This is a genomic window from Alphaproteobacteria bacterium (assembly GCA_026400645.1).
GTDB lineage: Bacteria > Pseudomonadota > Alphaproteobacteria > Paracaedibacterales > CAIULA01 > JAPLOP01.
Map to the genome: position 1 here is coordinate 1 of JAPLOP010000022.1, position 14777 is coordinate 14777.

Here is a 14777-nt window from a genome sequence, read left to right on the forward strand (position 1 = left end):
ATGAGACTCCGCTGCAGCCTCGGAACAGATATCCCGAATATACTCCATAGGTGTTAATCCCTTCAAGTTCCGATGAGGACGATACGTATTATATTTGATCACGGCCTGACGAAGTTCAGCCTGGATACCCCGGACTGAATCCTCTAGCAAATCACCCCTATTATAAAATTCCTCTCGAAAGGTTCTATTCCCCCGCTCAACACCACCATTGTATTCTGGATTTGCTGGTGGCAGAACAATCAAGGGAATGTCTAATTCCGCACAGCCCTCCTCGAACTCTGCCATGAATTCCGATCCTCCATCGACCTGAATGGAGAGAATGGGAAAACACGCTTGTTTGACAAAGCTCAACAAGAATTTCTTGGCTGACAAGGCTGTGGCTTTTGAGAAAACTTCTGCATAGAGAGATCTCGATTTTCTCTCCCAGGCCTGGAAATGTTTGACCGTAACCCCATTCTTCACAACCGTCATGTGATCGATTTGAACACGTTCCCCGAGCACCATTGTCTTATAATCCTTATATGTCCAAGCCTTAGCATGGTTTTTAAAGACACGTCTTCGCTTCGTTCGAAGAGCTGACGGTGACCGGGTAATCAGTCCTTTGCTCTTCAGGTGTTTTAAGATACGACCAACAGTACTTTCGCTGATGGTTTGATCGTGATCACGTTTAAGGATGATCGCAATCTTTTCTTTGCCATAAGTTGGGTTGTCTCGGCGGATTTGAAGAACAAGTTGTTTGTGGGATTCTCCCCATTTAGGCTTGTTCAATCTTTTACGTTTCTTTGAGGGAGGAGAAATTCCTTTTTCGAGAAGGTCTTTCATAATTTTCTTGTGACGATAATACGTGGCACGACTGACACCGACTATTTCTTTGGCAAGCGTGTCTGATACCCCTTCTGCCTTGAGTTTTTCCCAAAGGGTGATTTGGTCGGTATATTTTTTGCGGTAGATATCCAAACATTCTTGTGTACGAGCATAAGCATACAGTTTATAAATATTTCTATGCAGTCTTTTGATTTGCATAATAAGGGCCTCTGAGTTTAGGTGTTTTGATATATTCCTATTCTCGAGGCCTTTTTTTGTTTATACAAGGGGGGGCTCGCTACGGCGCTATTGATAGGCGCGCTCGCCCCCCCTTTTTTACTGTGTGCCGCAGAGTCTCACATGTATGTGAACCCGGACAAACAAAAATTCCCTACTTATGGTCTCGATGGGGAAACCCTCCCTTTGTATGCAATCATTATCAAGCACAGATTCAAGGACGTGGGCGGAATTTTCCGACCGAAGCAGGGCGGGTTGCAATCGCGCTTTTAAAAAGGCCCACCGAACCTCAGCCCGCTGATCTTCAAACGGATCGTCACCGCCACACCCCATCAATGCCCCCCAATGGCGACTGCTGCTTTGAAGGTGTGTTTTTATCCCCTTGCTTCTAAAAGCCTTTTGCCTAAGCCTTCGGTATGCCAACCCAACATCCATCTGGTCAGCATCAATATGGCCGCAATAAAACAATCGATGCAAAAGGCAATGATCCAGTGATGGCATCAGCGCTTTTTGGTGCGCCTCATCATCTCTACAAACCGTCAAAAATCCCATCCCATCCAACAATTGTTTGCGCTTGCGTTGAAATTCCGGCGTTCCTTTATCCTGTGTGCAAATATCGTACGATTTTGATTTGCGTGGCCTGCCGCGTGATTTCAACGATAATTGATTGCTAATCGATACTACCATGTGACCTCGCTTACCAAAAAAGTTGGCTTTTTTTCCTCGTTACGATGCCGGTTTGCCAACAACAAAAGCTCTAGATTCGAAATGGGTTTGCGGTTAACCATAAAGCTTTTTCCGAAATTAGAATAATTCGCAGAATGCGGTGGCGGAAGTGTGTCGATTTGATACCCTTTATTAGCAAGGTAAATCATGACGCGATCAAGGTGGACCCATCTTCTGTTGTCATCTGTTTTTTTGTCCCTGGATCGCCGCGCGGTCGTTGTCGAATCGTCAACAATTGCGCGAACAAAAGGCTCAGCGACAGATTCGCCATCATCGATCAGCGGCGATTTAAAATAGGACTTGCATTCCGCCCATCGAATATATCCCCGTGATTCTGTATTTGGCGGCGCAACCAGCGCGCCTTGATTGTGCGATCTGATGCCAAACCGGCTCAACGCCTTGTTCAGCGCCGTTGGGGTGCGCTTTAAATCGCGAGCAATTTCCTTAATTTTTTGACCACTTAAAAAAGCAACCTTCATTTTTTCAATATCATCCAATGACCATTCCATAAACTGACGCATTAATTTCTCTCCTGTTATGTTTCTATATCAATACTGCTATGCTTTTTATTCATAACTAATCTTCCAACTAAAAGCAATAAAAGGTCAAAGGAAAATATGTCCCATAAAATTTAAGTAAAATTGTAACAATTATCATTCCGTGTGCGCAAAATAAGATCTAAAAACTCTTTTGGTTTTGGGTTGAATAAAAATGATGGATTTGCTACTGTTTCAGGAGTCGTTCATAGAAACGGTCTATTAACCTTTCCTAATCCTTTGCGGGCGTGGTGAAATGGTAGACACGCCAGATTTAGGTTCTGGTGACGAGAGTCGTGGGGGTTCAAGTCCCTTCGCCCGCACCATATGTATTTTAAGCTTGAGGTAGAATCAACAATGGACATCCAGAAAACGCTGACTGACGGTTTGAAGAGCGAATTTAAAGTAACCATCCCCGCTGAAAAAGTGATTGAAAAAATAAATGAATGGCTTGTCGAAAAAGCAAAAACCATTCGGATGGACGGCTTTCGACCTGGCAAGGTCCCACTTCAGATGGTTCGCCAGCGATATGCTGACCAAGCACAAGCTGAAATTATGGAATGGTTGGTACAGGACGCTGCGAAAAAGGTTCTCGAAGACCACAAAATGCATCTTGCGACGCAACCAATTTATAACGCGACCGATATTGTTTTGGGTCAGGATTTCGATTTTTCGCTATCCTTTGAAAGCATGCCTGAAATAATTCTGCAGGATTTCAAAAAAATCAAATTTGAAAAGCTTGTCGTTGATGTTGATATGGCGGACGTACAAGAATCCCTTCAAAAAATTGCCGAAGGATATCAAAAATTCTCCCCCGCAGCCGAGGGATACAAAGCAAAAGAAGGCGACAAAGTCACGGTTGATGTTTCTTGCAAAATGGATGGCAAGGTTAAACTCTCTTATTCCGGCAAGGGTGGACAATTTGTCCTTGGGGATAATGAGCTTGAGATGGATTACCTAGAAGAAAAACTTATCGGATGTCAGTGTGGTGACGAATTGGATGTTGATCATGTGTTCGAGCAAAACGACCCAGATGAATCAGTAGCTGGGAAAAAAGCCACATTCCACGTCAAAATCAACGAGATATCGCAACCTGAATCCCTTGCCATCAGTGATGAATTAGCAAAGGAATTGGATTGCGATGATCTGGCCGATTTGACCGCAAAAATACAACAAAGCCTGCAAACACAGCATGACGCCAATGCGCGCCTTTACCACAAAAGACTTGTCCTTGATACCTTGGCAGATACATATGACTTTGATTTGCCACAGCACATGATCAAGGCGGAATTTGATATCATATGGAAAAGACTGCAGGACGAAATTGCCAATGCCGCAACCAACGAAGGCACCGCCGAAGAATCAGAGAAAACAGATGAAGAGCTTCGCGTTGAATACGAAGGCATTGCAAAACGCCGGGTCAAACTGGGCCTGATTATTGCTGAGATTTCAAAAGTTCATAACATTGTTGTGACCCCTGACATGATCAGAAATCTTATCCTGCGTGAAGCATTAAATTATCCCGGTCAAGAAAGAACAATTATCGATTTATATCGCAAATATCCAAACGCGGTCGAGAAATTGACCTCCCCAGCGCTGGAAGACCTAGTAATCGATTTTGTTTTATCAGAAGCCACATTGACGGAAAAAAAAATCAGCAAAGCCGATCTTTACAAAAAAGTAGCAGAAATTCTGCCGGGTGATTCCTCCATTGACCAAGACTCCACAGAAGAAAGGGCATAATTCCATGAATGCACTATCCAGTCTTGTCCCAATGGTTGTTGAGCAAACTGCCCGTGGGGAACGTGCCTATGATATTTATTCTCGCCTTTTAAAGGAAAGAATCATCTTTTTAACAGGGCCGATTTACGATGAAATGGCATCCCTAGTGTGCGCCCAGCTGTTGTATTTGGAATCCGAAAGTCCAAAAAAAGATATAGCAATCTATATCAATTCCCCAGGGGGCGTTGTAACGGCAGCAATGTCGATCTTTGATACGATGAATTACATTCGGTGTGATGTCGCCACGCTATGCTTAGGACAGGCTTGTTCAGCCGGATCATTATTGTTGACGGCCGGAACAAAAGGAAAACGGTACGCGCTGGCAAATGCACGGGTCATGATTCACCAGCCATCCGGTGGGGCCCAAGGGCAGGCCACGGATATCGAAATTCAGGCGCGTGAGATTTTGAAATTACGCGAAAGACTCAATCAGATTTATGCCAATTGCACCGGTCAACCCATTCAGGTTATCGAGGATGCCATGGAACGGGATCGTTTTATGTCCCCAGAAGAAGCAAAGGTTTTTGGTTTGGTGGACAGCGTCATCACAGATCGCCCTTTCCCCCTAATGGAAGAATTGAATACGGGCAAAAATTAACCGTTTATTGACATATTCGTATCATAATTAAGTTATGGGTTCTGAAAAAAGTTCCAAACCTGTGCAGGTCTGGACAAATTATCTAATAGGTTTATATTATGAGCAAAACTGGCGAAAATGATTCTAAAGACACATTGTATTGTTCCTTTTGCGGAAAAAGCCAGCACGAGGTTCGTAAATTAATTGCGGGCCCAACGGTTTTCGTTTGCGATGAATGCGTGGAGCTTTGCGCTGATATTATTCGCGAAGAAAACCGCACTGCCAAGCTAACGACGCACGATGGCGTTCCAACCCCACACGAGATTTGTTCAGTCCTGGATGATTATGTCATTGGGCAAAATTATGCAAAGCGTGTTTTATCAGTTGCTGTGCACAATCATTACAAACGTTTAGCCCACGCCATCAAGGGCGCAGATCTGGAAATTGCAAAATCAAACATCATGCTGATTGGCCCAACGGGAAGCGGAAAAACTCTGTTGGCGCAAACATTGGCACGCATTATCGATGTACCCTTTACCATAGCCGATGCAACAACGCTGACCGAGGCTGGTTATGTTGGCGAAGATGTCGAAAATATCATTCTAAAGTTATTGCAGGCCGCCGATTATAATGTCGAACGTGCACAAAAGGGAATCGTTTACATTGACGAGATCGATAAGATTTCTCGTAAATCCGATAATCCATCCATAACACGCGATGTATCCGGAGAGGGCGTTCAACAAGCGCTACTAAAAATTATGGAGGGGACCGTAGCCTCCGTTCCGCCACAGGGGGGACGCAAGCACCCGCAGCAAGAATTTTTACAGGTCGACACAACTAATATCCTGTTCATTTGTGGTGGTGCTTTTTCTGGTTTAGAGAAAATTATCTCCGCGCGTGGCAAAGGTGTTGGGATTGGTTTCGGGGCCGATGTCCGCGAAGTCGATGAACGGTCCATGGGGAATGTCCTAAAAGATATAGAACCAGAAGATTTGTTAAAATTTGGGCTGATTCCTGAATTTATCGGACGTTTACCTGTTCTAGCGACACTTCATGACCTTGACGAATCGATCCTGATCGATATTTTGACAAAACCTAAAAACGCGCTTGTCAAGCAATACAAACGATTGTTTGAAATGGAAGATGTTAAGCTTAACTTTTTGGATGATGCGCTGTCTGCGATTGCCCAGAAAGCAGCAACGCGGAAAACAGGCGCGCGTGGATTGCGATCAATCATGGAACAAATTCTGTTGGATACAATGTTTGATTTGCCATCCTACAAGAATGTCGAGGAGGTCGTCATCAACAAGGATGTTGTTGAGAAAAAGGCACCTCCATTAAAGGTATTCGCAGAGGAAATCCTGGAAAAGCAAGCATAGGCAATCCTAGGATGATCCCTGTTTTTTTAGGCCTGGGCAGTAACTTGGGTGACCGACATGGGTACCTGGATCAAGCAATTGATTTGCTTCAGCCATTTGTGTTAGATATGAGGGTGTCATCAGTCATTGAAACTGAGCCCCTTTATTTTTCAGATCAGCCCCTGTTTTTAAACCAAGTCATTGGCGGCCAGACGGATCTATCACCAACAGAACTGTTGCGCGCCATTCAGCATATCGAACAAACACTGGGGCGGACGCCATCCATGCGGTTTGGCCCGCGGGAAATTGATATCGATATCTTAAGCTTTGGGGATAGGGTCATGCAAACGCCGGACCTTATGATTCCCCACCCCCGCCTTCAGGAACGTTTGTTTGTGTTGCAACCATTGGCAGAAATTGCGCCTGATTGGATTTGCCCACGGACACATCAGGCAATTCAGGACATCATAGGATTACTTGTTGGCGGTGGGTGATCAAGTCCTGGATGGCCACGCTTCTCTTCGTTCGCTCGCCATGACGTCATGGCGAGGAGGGCAAGGCCCGACGTGGCCATCCAGGAACGATCGATGATTCATCAGCACAACAACCCAACGGAAAAGAAACAATGCCCACCCAGATTTACCTTGTTGACAGTCATTGTCACCTCAATTTTCCTGAATTAAAGGATGACTTGCCCGGCGTTATTGCGCGGGCGGGCGATGCTGGCGTTAAAACGCTGCTGACGATTAACACGCGACTGGATCAGTCGACAGAAATCCAGGACATCGCCGATCGCTTTCCAGGGGTTTATTGCACAGTTGGTGTGCACCCGCATGATGCGGCAGAATTTAATACCGGTGATTTGCATGATCAATTGGTGGCGCTGTCAAAACATCCAAAGGTTATTGGTGTGGGTGAAACGGGCCTAGATTACCATTACAACAAAAGCCCGCGTACGGACCAGATTGAATCATTCAAAACGCACATCCGCACCAGCATTGATTTGGGGCTACCACTGGTTATTCATACACGCGATGCCGACCAAGATACAATTGATTGCCTGAGGCCCAAGGTTGGCGCGAAAGGTGTCTTTCATTGTTTTAGCGGGGATTTAGCCCTGGCCAAAGCAGCTCTGGATTTAGGATTTTATATTTCGTTTTCAGGAATCATTACGTTTAAAAAGGCCGATGCGTTGAGAGAGATCGTACGATACACGCCCCTTGATCGCCTGTTGGTTGAAACGGATTCCCCCTTTTTAGCACCCATCCCGCATCGTGGGCAGCCCAACCAGCCCGCGTACACCTTGGTTACGGCATTAAAGGTTGCAGAGATTAAGGGTGTTTCCCTGGAGCATATTGCAGAAGCAACCACCCGAAATTTTCAGGGATTATTTTTGGTGGGATAAGGATCGCCCGCGCCACCTTAATTCGTGGGTGAGGAGCCGAATGAGCATAATTGGGGCTCTAAGCACCAATTGTCCGAGTTCACACACATATGAGACTCAACGGTCGGGTATAGAGGGGGGCAAGCGCACCCATAAATAGCGCTCTGTAGCTCGCCCCCCTTGCATAAACAAAAATAGGCCTCGATAACAGGCCTTCGGATGGGATTTTGAACGACAAGGGAAGTCATTTTGTTTCCTCTAAATTTTTATAAGCGACCCCAGGGCTGAGCGTTAATATGGTTTCATGGCTTGGATTGCACAATAACCATTGGTATCATCGGCTTTTCTGTTGGGACGACTGTATCCATATAGATAGGCTTTCTCGATAATAAAACCTCTTTTTTCAAGGGCCTTTTTAAAGGGACGTTCATCCATAACGTGCAAATAATCCGGAATATCTTTGGCTAGATTGGGCACATAACTTTTCATATCAAAAATCTCACCAGGCCATGCCGATCCCTCTGCCCATCTCTTTTCATAAAGGGGGGCAAAATTCTTAAGCGAGTAATGGAATGGACTCATGGTAATAATAAAAACGCGTCCTCCTGGCTTTAACCAGGTGTAGATTTTATCAATAGAAGTCTCTAATTCTTCCGGGGTGAAAAAATGTACCACGCGGCGCAGTAAGACTGCCCCAATGCTTTGCTCTGGAAAATCAAGGGTTTGAAGGGCTCCTGAATTTAGATACAAATGATCCCAGTATTTTTTAGGAACGCGTTCTCGTAAAATCAAAAGGTGTCGCTCGTCTAAATCATTTGCAATAACAACGGCTCCCTGTTCTAGGGCCGGAAGAGCAATAACACCATATGCTGAGCCTATATCAACAACGGGTACCCCTTGGGACCCAAGCTCAGCGGCATAACGAATAAAGTCGTCCGACAGTGTATCCCGGTCCGGAGTCATAAACCCCGTTTGATTGAGTGTGGGGATTTTTCCATCGCTTAAGGGTTCAGGGAGAGAAGGTGATGTATTTGTATATTTTTTAAATGACTGATCGGTTGCCTTAATAACCTTTGATTGCCACTGTGTTGAGGGAGAATATGGGGTGCAGGACGAAAGAGCGGTTAATGAACATAAAAGAACTGTTGATCTGTGTTTCATTTTTTATTCCTTTCCCTGTTTTGATTCAATCAACAGACCTTTTTATGGGGGTCTTGTTGTTGGTTTAGATGTTGATGATAAATATTAAGAAGGTGTGATCGGCTTGATGCCCCTAATTTCCGTTTAAGCGATTCAAGATAGCACTCGACGGTTCGATGTGATATTCCCAAATCTCTGGCGGTTTCTTTTGCTGTTTTTGCATAAGACAAGTGAATCAAGCAGTCCATCTCACGTGCTGTTAAACAATTTATGGATAAAGATAAAGGATAAACGTTTTTTGGTAAAGGCTGATATTAGATCTGCTGCGTAAGTCTTCAGACGCATCTGATTAACGAGCTGTGAAGCATCCCCAATCCATTTTGTTTTTTATGCAGCAAATCTATTAACTGACCAAGTAAGCCTTTAAATCAAAAGCTGCCAGAAAATTGCCCAAATGACGGACCTGTATACCGGTTTCTGTTGTAAACTCCCGCCTCAACTGCGCGACTAACTGTATGCGGGGAATGGCACCCAAAAACTTCTCAAAATGGTCAAAAGAGGGTGCTGGTTTATCATCCGTACTTTTGACCTCAATGCACAGAATAGGTTTGTCATCAACCACAATCAGAAAATCAATTTCTTTCCCTTCTTTTGTCCTTAAATAATGGAGGTGTCCTTTATGCCCATAAATATCTTCGACCGAATGAATTTCTTTGAGGAGACAGCAAGCCACTAGATTTTCAAGTCGAGCCCCATTGTCAGACCCATTAGCTGGGACTCTGGCAATATCATAAAAATAAAACTTGGGTTCCTTTAAAAGAGACCGGGCAATGTTAGTATGGTATGGCGTTACTGTAAAAATGGCATAAATGTTTTCGAGCATATCAATCCAGCTTTTGATTGTTTTGCTGTCAACCTGTAGATCATTAGCTAGATTCGCGTAGGATGTTGTGCTGGATACCCGTGGTTTCAACAGATCAATTAACAGTTCCAATAATTTGATTGATCGCACGGAATATAAATCCAAAAAATCTTGACGCAAAATGACATCAAGGTGTGATTTTTGCCAACGTCTGTAAAAGTCAACGGTTCCCTCTAAAAAGGGCTCCGGAAAGCCACTGTAGTTCATGAGACGGTTAAACACCTCGTCAACGTTCGGACTCCAATAGGTAACACCTTCCTTGATATCGATGGGGTGGAGCCGATAGGAGAAATACCGGCCCGCAAGGGAATCTCCAACCTTTTGAAAAGCGTCTAGATTTGCGCTGCCTGTGACAATAAGCCGTGGCGTATTTCCTTCTGTATCATAGATACCCTTAATCCAACGTTTCCAGTCACGCATTTTGTGAAGCTCATCAAACAAAATACAATCGGCATTTCTGTCCCACTGCTTTTTTAAAAGAGACGCGCGATCCTCGGATGAGTCAAAATTAAAATAGTCAAACTTTTTAAAAAGTTGCTTGGCGAGTGTGGTTTTTCCGGATTGACGGGGACCAGACAAAAGAATAATTTTCTTGGGCGAGTCCCTGAGAATAAATTGCGAAAGATATCGTTCCATAGTTTTTGCTTGTGTGTGAGCGGAAAAGGATTGGGGTTTTACTAGACCATAATAGAGCACTATCCGAAATGGTCAAGACTTTTCGGGATTTTAGTGCGTTTTGGTTTGGGGAGCGTCCTTGATTTTTTGCTGACTTGTGACGACTACTCTACAATTCACTTCGCACCCTTGTGTGGCCTGAGGGGATATTCCAACCAAGAATCACTCGTGCCAGCAACAGAATAAACAGGGCGCTTTAAAGTTGGCATAAAAAAAGAAGCAAGAGAAAATTCCCTTGCTTCTTTAAAGTCAAATTCTGATACCGAGTCCCTAGACTTAAAGGAACTCGGCATCAAAAAATGTTTTTCGTCTGGAGGCGGGTTCAATTCAGCCGCCGTAGACGATGCAACATACTTTTTATTTTTTTCCGTAAGCCTTTTCTTTGTCTTCGATCAGGCGTTGTAGCTCCGCTGTTTGTGCCGATACATCCTTGCCTTCAGATGTCTCCTTAACAATCAATTTCTGTAATACAGCGATTGCAGCTTCGCACTCCCGCAACGCAGTTCTAGGTGACATAGGCTGCTGACCCACTGACGCTGCACTGTGGTGGGGGCTAACATTAGAAGCATTCAACACAGGAGCATTAGGGTCTAGTGATAGACCTTGTGTTGACGCTGTCGCTGCTTTTGGACTTGCAGAATGACTCCGAACTTTCTGTGGTGTGCCAGGTCTAACTGTTTCTGGAAGAGAAGCACTCGACGTATTAGCATCAGTAGCGTCTACTGATAGATTTCTTGGTGACGTTGAAGCTGCTGCAGTTACAGTCACTCTCTCGGGATAGACACCATATCTATCGTAGTAGTCATAGTCGTGTTGCGTGAGCTCATAAGGTGTCTCATTAACGGCCTCAACAGACGAATAAGGAACGCCACCTGTGCTTGTTGATGCTGCAACTGCAGCTATATTTGAAGATGAAGCACTACGACTCAAAGATTTCCTTGGTGACGCTACAGTTACAGTCACTCTCTCGGGATAGACACCATATCTATCGTAGTAGTCATGGTCGTGTTGTGTGAGCTCATAAGGTGTCTCATTAACGGCCTCAACAGAACTAGATGTAGCAGAAGAGGTTATAGGTGAGCTTGTTGTCACCGCAGCTGCAGTCGCTCTCTCGGGATAGACACCATATCTATCGTAGTAGTCATGGTCGTGTTGTGTGAGCTCATAAGATGTCTCATTGCTTGCTGCTTGAACCGCAGTCGCGCTCAGAACCATCGCTGTTGACATTGCCGATCCCATAAGGGCAGCAACTAAAAGTGTCTTTGTGTTCAATTCCATATTATAGTCTCCAAAAAATTAAGTTAATTATTTCTCGCTTACAGTTTAACCATAAGCCTGAACCCTTAAAAAACCGTTAAAAACTCTACTTTTCTTTTCAGTTTCTGTTTTTAAAGTCCTTTTGCCTTCTCCACGCATAACAGATTAATACCATGGGGGTCAAAGCGTTCGCAAGTTTTTTGTGGGGGGGTGGGATGAATACATGGGTCCCATGGTCAAGCCACGGGGGGATTTCGGCCAGGGATAACAGGAGAAATAAAAACAGAGCTTAACGCACGCCTGTTTTCCTGAGCTTTTTTGACATCAGCATTAACAACACCAACGCCCCACAAGCGATGACCGAACTTGCCATAAAGATAGCACCCTCCCCAAAGTTATGGGCAACAAATGCCCCCATGGAATTGGATAAAACAATTGAAACGGAGCTGATCAAATAATAAAAACCAAACCCCGTCCCCCGAAGGTCATGCGGGACTGTATCGGCGACCAGCGCCAAAAACATGCTCTGTGTGATGCCAATCTGAACGCCCCACAGAACAACACCCACCATCATCAACGGAAGGTTTGTTGCCCACCCCAACAAAACATCCGCCACAATCAGAACCACAAATCCGATCCCCAGCAAAAATTGACGATCCAATCGATCAGAAAGCCGCCCAATAGGATACGAAACCAAAGAATTCGCACCGTTGTACAAAATCATAATAACGGGGGCATATTTGGCAGAAAGATCAAAATTCAAATGTGCATGGAGAAGCAACATCGCCTCGCTCACGCGGGCCAACATGAAAACACCCACAACAATCATCAGCAACCAGTAGGTTCCACCCAGATGGGGAATATCCTTCCAGGTGATGGGGTGCCGGCTATGTGTTTTTTTGGTCGGTTCTTTGGTATCAATCGTTTCAGGATGTTCTGGTTCCTTGACGGCGATAACCAAAATAATAGCCGCCAAAACGGCCGGAATTGTGGCAATCCAAAAAACAAGATGAAAATTTTCAGATGTCAGGACCATGGCTACGATTGCGATAATACCCCCAAGGAAGGACCCGGCCGTTGTCAGACTTTGACGAAGGCCGAAACAGGTTCCCTTTATATCGTCCGGGGATAAATCAGCCACCAAGGCATCACGGGGGGTGGCCTGAATACCATTACCAACACGATCCAAAAGCCTGGCGGCAGAGGCAGCCCCAAACGTCGAGGATAACGCAATAACCGGACGCGCAAGGGTTGCAATCCAAAAACCCCACACCATAATAAGCTTTCGGCGCATGAGATAGTCACTCAAGATTCCCGACAAAACCTTTATAGCGTAAGAACTGGCTTCAACGAACCCCTCCAAAAGGCTAATCCATCCAGAACTAACCCCAAGCGTCGCCATATAAACGGCGGAAAGGCCAAAAATAATAGACGTGGATACATTGAGCAATAATGATGCAACCCCAATGGCCCAGATGGACCGTGGAACGGCTGAAGTTGTTGGTTGAGCAAGATGGAGAGTCATGGCTTTACAAACAGATATCTAATAGAGGAGAATAAAAAAACATACGGCTTTAAACACATTTTAAGGGCTTTTATAAAGATGAAAAATTATACAGGAATGAACGTTCTGATCACAGGATCCACCAGCGGAATCGGATTAGCCATCGCTAAAGTATTTGCAAAGAAAAATGCGACCATTATTTTCAATGGTTTTGCGTCTATAGAAGAAATAAATACGATTCAGGCGGATTTGTCAAGGATAACATCCGGTCGCGTTCTGTATCATGGGGCCGATTTGACAAAACAAAACGAGATAGAATCCATGATTGAGGCCATCAATCAGGATGTTGGTGGTGTTGATATTTTAATTAATAATGCCGGAATACAACACATTAGCCCCATCGAAGATTTTCCACCAGAAAAGTGGGATCTTGTTTTGGCATTAAATTTATCGGCGGCGTTTCACACAACCAGATTGTGTTTGTCACAAATGAAAGAAAAAGGATGGGGCAGAATTATCAATGTCGCATCTGTTCATGGGTTGGTTGCGTCAATGCAAAAGGCCGCCTATGTGGCTGCAAAACATGGAATTATTGGATTAACAAAGGTTGTCGCCTTGGAAACAGCCAAACAAGACATCACTTGCAATGCTATTTGCCCCGGTTGGGTCCTTACACCGCTTGTCGAAAAACAAATTCAAACACGGGCCGAACAAAACCAACAAACACAAGAACAAGCAACACATGATTTATTATCAGAAAAACAACCATCCTTAAGTTTCGTGGACCCCTATCACATTGGGGAACTGTGCGTGTTTTTATGTTCGGATGCCGCCCAACAAATCACCGGGGTCGCTTTGCCGATTGATGGCGGGTGGACGGCGCAATAATCAGAACACCCCCGTTAGGCTTGCGGTATCTGGTCGAATCGAAAACCAATAATAAAAGGATTCTTGTGCCTGGGCCACAAACAGCTCAAGCCCAGAAACACAACGAAGATTCCGTTTTTTTGCTTCGATCAACAGGTTTGTTTCTTTTGGGAAATAGACCCAATCCACAACTAAACATTTTGGTGAAATGGACTGGGGTAGGTTAAAACCCAAACCACCCCCCTCTGTGTGCATCCCTATGGGGGTGGCATTCACAAACAGTGTCGCCCCTTGGCATTCCTTTTCCAGCCCATCACCAGAATAAATCACATCCCGCATGAGCATCTTGATTTCAAGATCCCCCCGTTGTGCGCAAGCCCAAGCCGTTGCCCGCGCAGCGCCGCCGGTCCCCAAAATAACAACCCGGTCAAATGGTGGACAATCCTTAAGCAATGAATAAATGGCTAATGCGTCTGTATTTGTCCCCTCTGTCCCGTTTTTTGTCGCCCGAATCGTGTTAATAGCACCAATTGTATGGGCCAACTCATCAGGAAAATCAACAAAGGGGATCACCGCTGTCTTGAATGGCATTGTTATATTGAATCCACAAAATCCATCTTGGATATAACGACCAAGGTCTGGTTTGGTTAGGGTTTTCCCTTCAAGCAGGGTGTACACCCCATCCATCCCGTACAACGAAAGCCACAATTGGTGGATACGGGGGGACAAAGAATGTCTGATAGGGTGGCCAATTAAACCAATTTTAATCATAAGGGGGTGTTTGTAACTCTGTTAATAACAACACAAGAACGATGGCACAAATTGTGGAAAAACACACTAATCCATCGTTTGTCCAAACTTTTGCACAATGCTGCGCTTTTATTTGTTGTCTTTTACACAGGTGGATTTTTTTATTGACAGGGTGTGAATAATTTTTTTAAAAGTCTTTCTTTTGCCCCACAAGACACTCCAAAGAAAAATATCACAACTACTTGATTAACAAGGATA

The 14777-nt window shown here is 44.7% G+C and carries 14 protein-coding genes and 1 tRNA gene; 7 read left to right on the forward strand and 8 right to left on the reverse strand.

Annotated features, from left to right (window positions below):
* The 3 genes from NTX76_02935 to NTX76_02945 all read right to left on the reverse strand — a co-directional run.
* The coding region (locus NTX76_02935) for an integrase core domain-containing protein (protein MCX7338223.1) at window positions 1–1023 on the reverse strand (1023 nt) is incomplete at its 3' end.
* A gap of 117 nt (window positions 1024–1140) precedes the next feature.
* Window positions 1141–1728 carry a hypothetical protein gene (locus NTX76_02940; protein ID MCX7338224.1) on the reverse strand — a complete coding sequence of 196 codons (588 nt, stop codon included), beginning with the start codon at window positions 1726–1728 and terminating at the stop codon, window positions 1141–1143.
* Complete coding sequence (locus NTX76_02945; protein MCX7338225.1) at window positions 1722–2288, reverse strand: hypothetical protein; 567 nt, start codon at window positions 2286–2288, stop codon at window positions 1722–1724. Before NTX76_02945 ends, NTX76_02940 begins: the two co-directional genes overlap by 7 nt.
* A 257-nt stretch (window positions 2289–2545) precedes the next feature.
* Between NTX76_02945 and NTX76_02950 the strand changes: the two genes are divergently transcribed.
* The 6 genes from NTX76_02950 to NTX76_02975 all read left to right on the forward strand — a co-directional run bounded on the left by NTX76_02950 (window position 2546) and on the right by NTX76_02975 (window position 7425).
* Window positions 2546–2629: transfer RNA gene (locus tag NTX76_02950), tRNA-Leu, on the forward strand.
* Between the two features lie 31 nt (window positions 2630–2660).
* A complete protein-coding gene (gene tig, locus NTX76_02955) occupies window positions 2661–4046 on the forward strand; it encodes a trigger factor (protein MCX7338226.1) in 1386 nt (461 codons plus the stop codon).
* 4 nt (window positions 4047–4050) lie between these two features.
* Window positions 4051–4683 (forward strand): ATP-dependent Clp protease proteolytic subunit, encoded by a 633-nt coding sequence (locus NTX76_02960; GenBank protein MCX7338227.1) that lies wholly within the window; start codon window positions 4051–4053, stop codon window positions 4681–4683.
* A gap of 98 nt (window positions 4684–4781) precedes the next feature.
* On the forward strand, window positions 4782–6041 hold the full coding sequence (gene clpX / locus NTX76_02965; protein ID MCX7338228.1) for an ATP-dependent Clp protease ATP-binding subunit ClpX: 1260 nt from the start codon (window positions 4782–4784) through the stop codon (window positions 6039–6041).
* Between the two features lie 11 nt (window positions 6042–6052).
* Window positions 6053–6514 carry a 2-amino-4-hydroxy-6-hydroxymethyldihydropteridine diphosphokinase gene (folK, locus tag NTX76_02970; GenBank protein MCX7338229.1) on the forward strand — a complete coding sequence of 154 codons (462 nt, stop codon included), beginning with the start codon at window positions 6053–6055 and terminating at the stop codon, window positions 6512–6514.
* Between the two features lie 131 nt (window positions 6515–6645).
* The gene (locus tag NTX76_02975) at window positions 6646–7425 is read left to right on the forward strand and encodes a TatD family hydrolase (GenBank protein ID MCX7338230.1); all 780 of its coding nucleotides are present in this window, start codon (window positions 6646–6648) and stop codon (window positions 7423–7425) included.
* Window positions 7426–7695: 270 nt separating this feature from the next.
* Here the strand turns inward: NTX76_02975 and NTX76_02980 are convergent, their stop codons facing one another.
* The 4 genes from NTX76_02980 to NTX76_02995 all read right to left on the reverse strand — a co-directional run bounded on the left by NTX76_02980 (window position 7696) and on the right by NTX76_02995 (window position 12923).
* Entirely contained in the window at window positions 7696–8565 is an 870-nt protein-coding gene (locus NTX76_02980; GenBank protein MCX7338231.1) for a class I SAM-dependent methyltransferase, read from the reverse strand.
* A gap of 382 nt (window positions 8566–8947) precedes the next feature.
* Window positions 8948–10102: an ATP-binding protein gene (locus NTX76_02985; protein ID MCX7338232.1), complete on the reverse strand. Its 1155-nt coding sequence runs from the start codon at window positions 10100–10102 to the stop codon at window positions 8948–8950.
* 396 nt (window positions 10103–10498) lie between these two features.
* Window positions 10499–11419 (reverse strand): hypothetical protein, encoded by a 921-nt coding sequence (locus tag NTX76_02990; GenBank protein ID MCX7338233.1) that lies wholly within the window; start codon window positions 11417–11419, stop codon window positions 10499–10501.
* A gap of 268 nt (window positions 11420–11687) precedes the next feature.
* The gene (locus NTX76_02995) at window positions 11688–12923 is read right to left on the reverse strand and encodes an MFS transporter (GenBank protein ID MCX7338234.1); all 1236 of its coding nucleotides are present in this window, start codon (window positions 12921–12923) and stop codon (window positions 11688–11690) included.
* Between the two features lie 78 nt (window positions 12924–13001).
* Here NTX76_02995 and NTX76_03000 point away from each other — a divergent pair, with 78 nt between their 5' ends.
* Complete coding sequence (locus tag NTX76_03000; protein ID MCX7338235.1) at window positions 13002–13790, forward strand: 3-hydroxybutyrate dehydrogenase; 789 nt, start codon at window positions 13002–13004, stop codon at window positions 13788–13790.
* Here the strand turns inward: NTX76_03000 and NTX76_03005 are convergent, their stop codons facing one another.
* Entirely contained in the window at window positions 13791–14540 is a 750-nt protein-coding gene (locus NTX76_03005) for a hypothetical protein (protein ID MCX7338236.1), read from the reverse strand.
* Window positions 14541–14777: the final 237 nt, after the last annotated feature.

Bases quoted from the DNA above. Each gene is read 5' to 3' on its own strand.
- NTX76_02940 (MCX7338224.1), bottom strand. From the start codon at position 1,728: ATGGTAGTATCGATTAGCAATCAATTATCGTTGAAATCACGCGGCAGG.
- NTX76_02945 (MCX7338225.1), bottom strand. From the start codon at position 2,288: ATGCGTCAGTTTATGGAATGGTCATTGGATGATATTGAAAAAATGAAG.
- tig (MCX7338226.1), top strand. From the start codon at position 2,661: ATGGACATCCAGAAAACGCTGACTGACGGTTTGAAGAGCGAATTTAAA.
- NTX76_02960 (MCX7338227.1), top strand. From the start codon at position 4,051: ATGAATGCACTATCCAGTCTTGTCCCAATGGTTGTTGAGCAAACTGCC.
- clpX (MCX7338228.1), top strand. From the start codon at position 4,782: ATGAGCAAAACTGGCGAAAATGATTCTAAAGACACATTGTATTGTTCC.
- folK (MCX7338229.1), top strand. From the start codon at position 6,053: ATGATCCCTGTTTTTTTAGGCCTGGGCAGTAACTTGGGTGACCGACAT.
- NTX76_02975 (MCX7338230.1), top strand. From the start codon at position 6,646: ATGCCCACCCAGATTTACCTTGTTGACAGTCATTGTCACCTCAATTTT.
- NTX76_02980 (MCX7338231.1), bottom strand. From the start codon at position 8,565: ATGAAACACAGATCAACAGTTCTTTTATGTTCATTAACCGCTCTTTCG.
- NTX76_02985 (MCX7338232.1), bottom strand. From the start codon at position 10,102: ATGGAACGATATCTTTCGCAATTTATTCTCAGGGACTCGCCCAAGAAA.
- NTX76_02990 (MCX7338233.1), bottom strand. From the start codon at position 11,419: ATGGAATTGAACACAAAGACACTTTTAGTTGCTGCCCTTATGGGATCG.
- NTX76_02995 (MCX7338234.1), bottom strand. From the start codon at position 12,923: ATGACTCTCCATCTTGCTCAACCAACAACTTCAGCCGTTCCACGGTCC.
- NTX76_03000 (MCX7338235.1), top strand. From the start codon at position 13,002: ATGAAAAATTATACAGGAATGAACGTTCTGATCACAGGATCCACCAGC.
- NTX76_03005 (MCX7338236.1), bottom strand. From the start codon at position 14,540: ATGATTAAAATTGGTTTAATTGGCCACCCTATCAGACATTCTTTGTCC.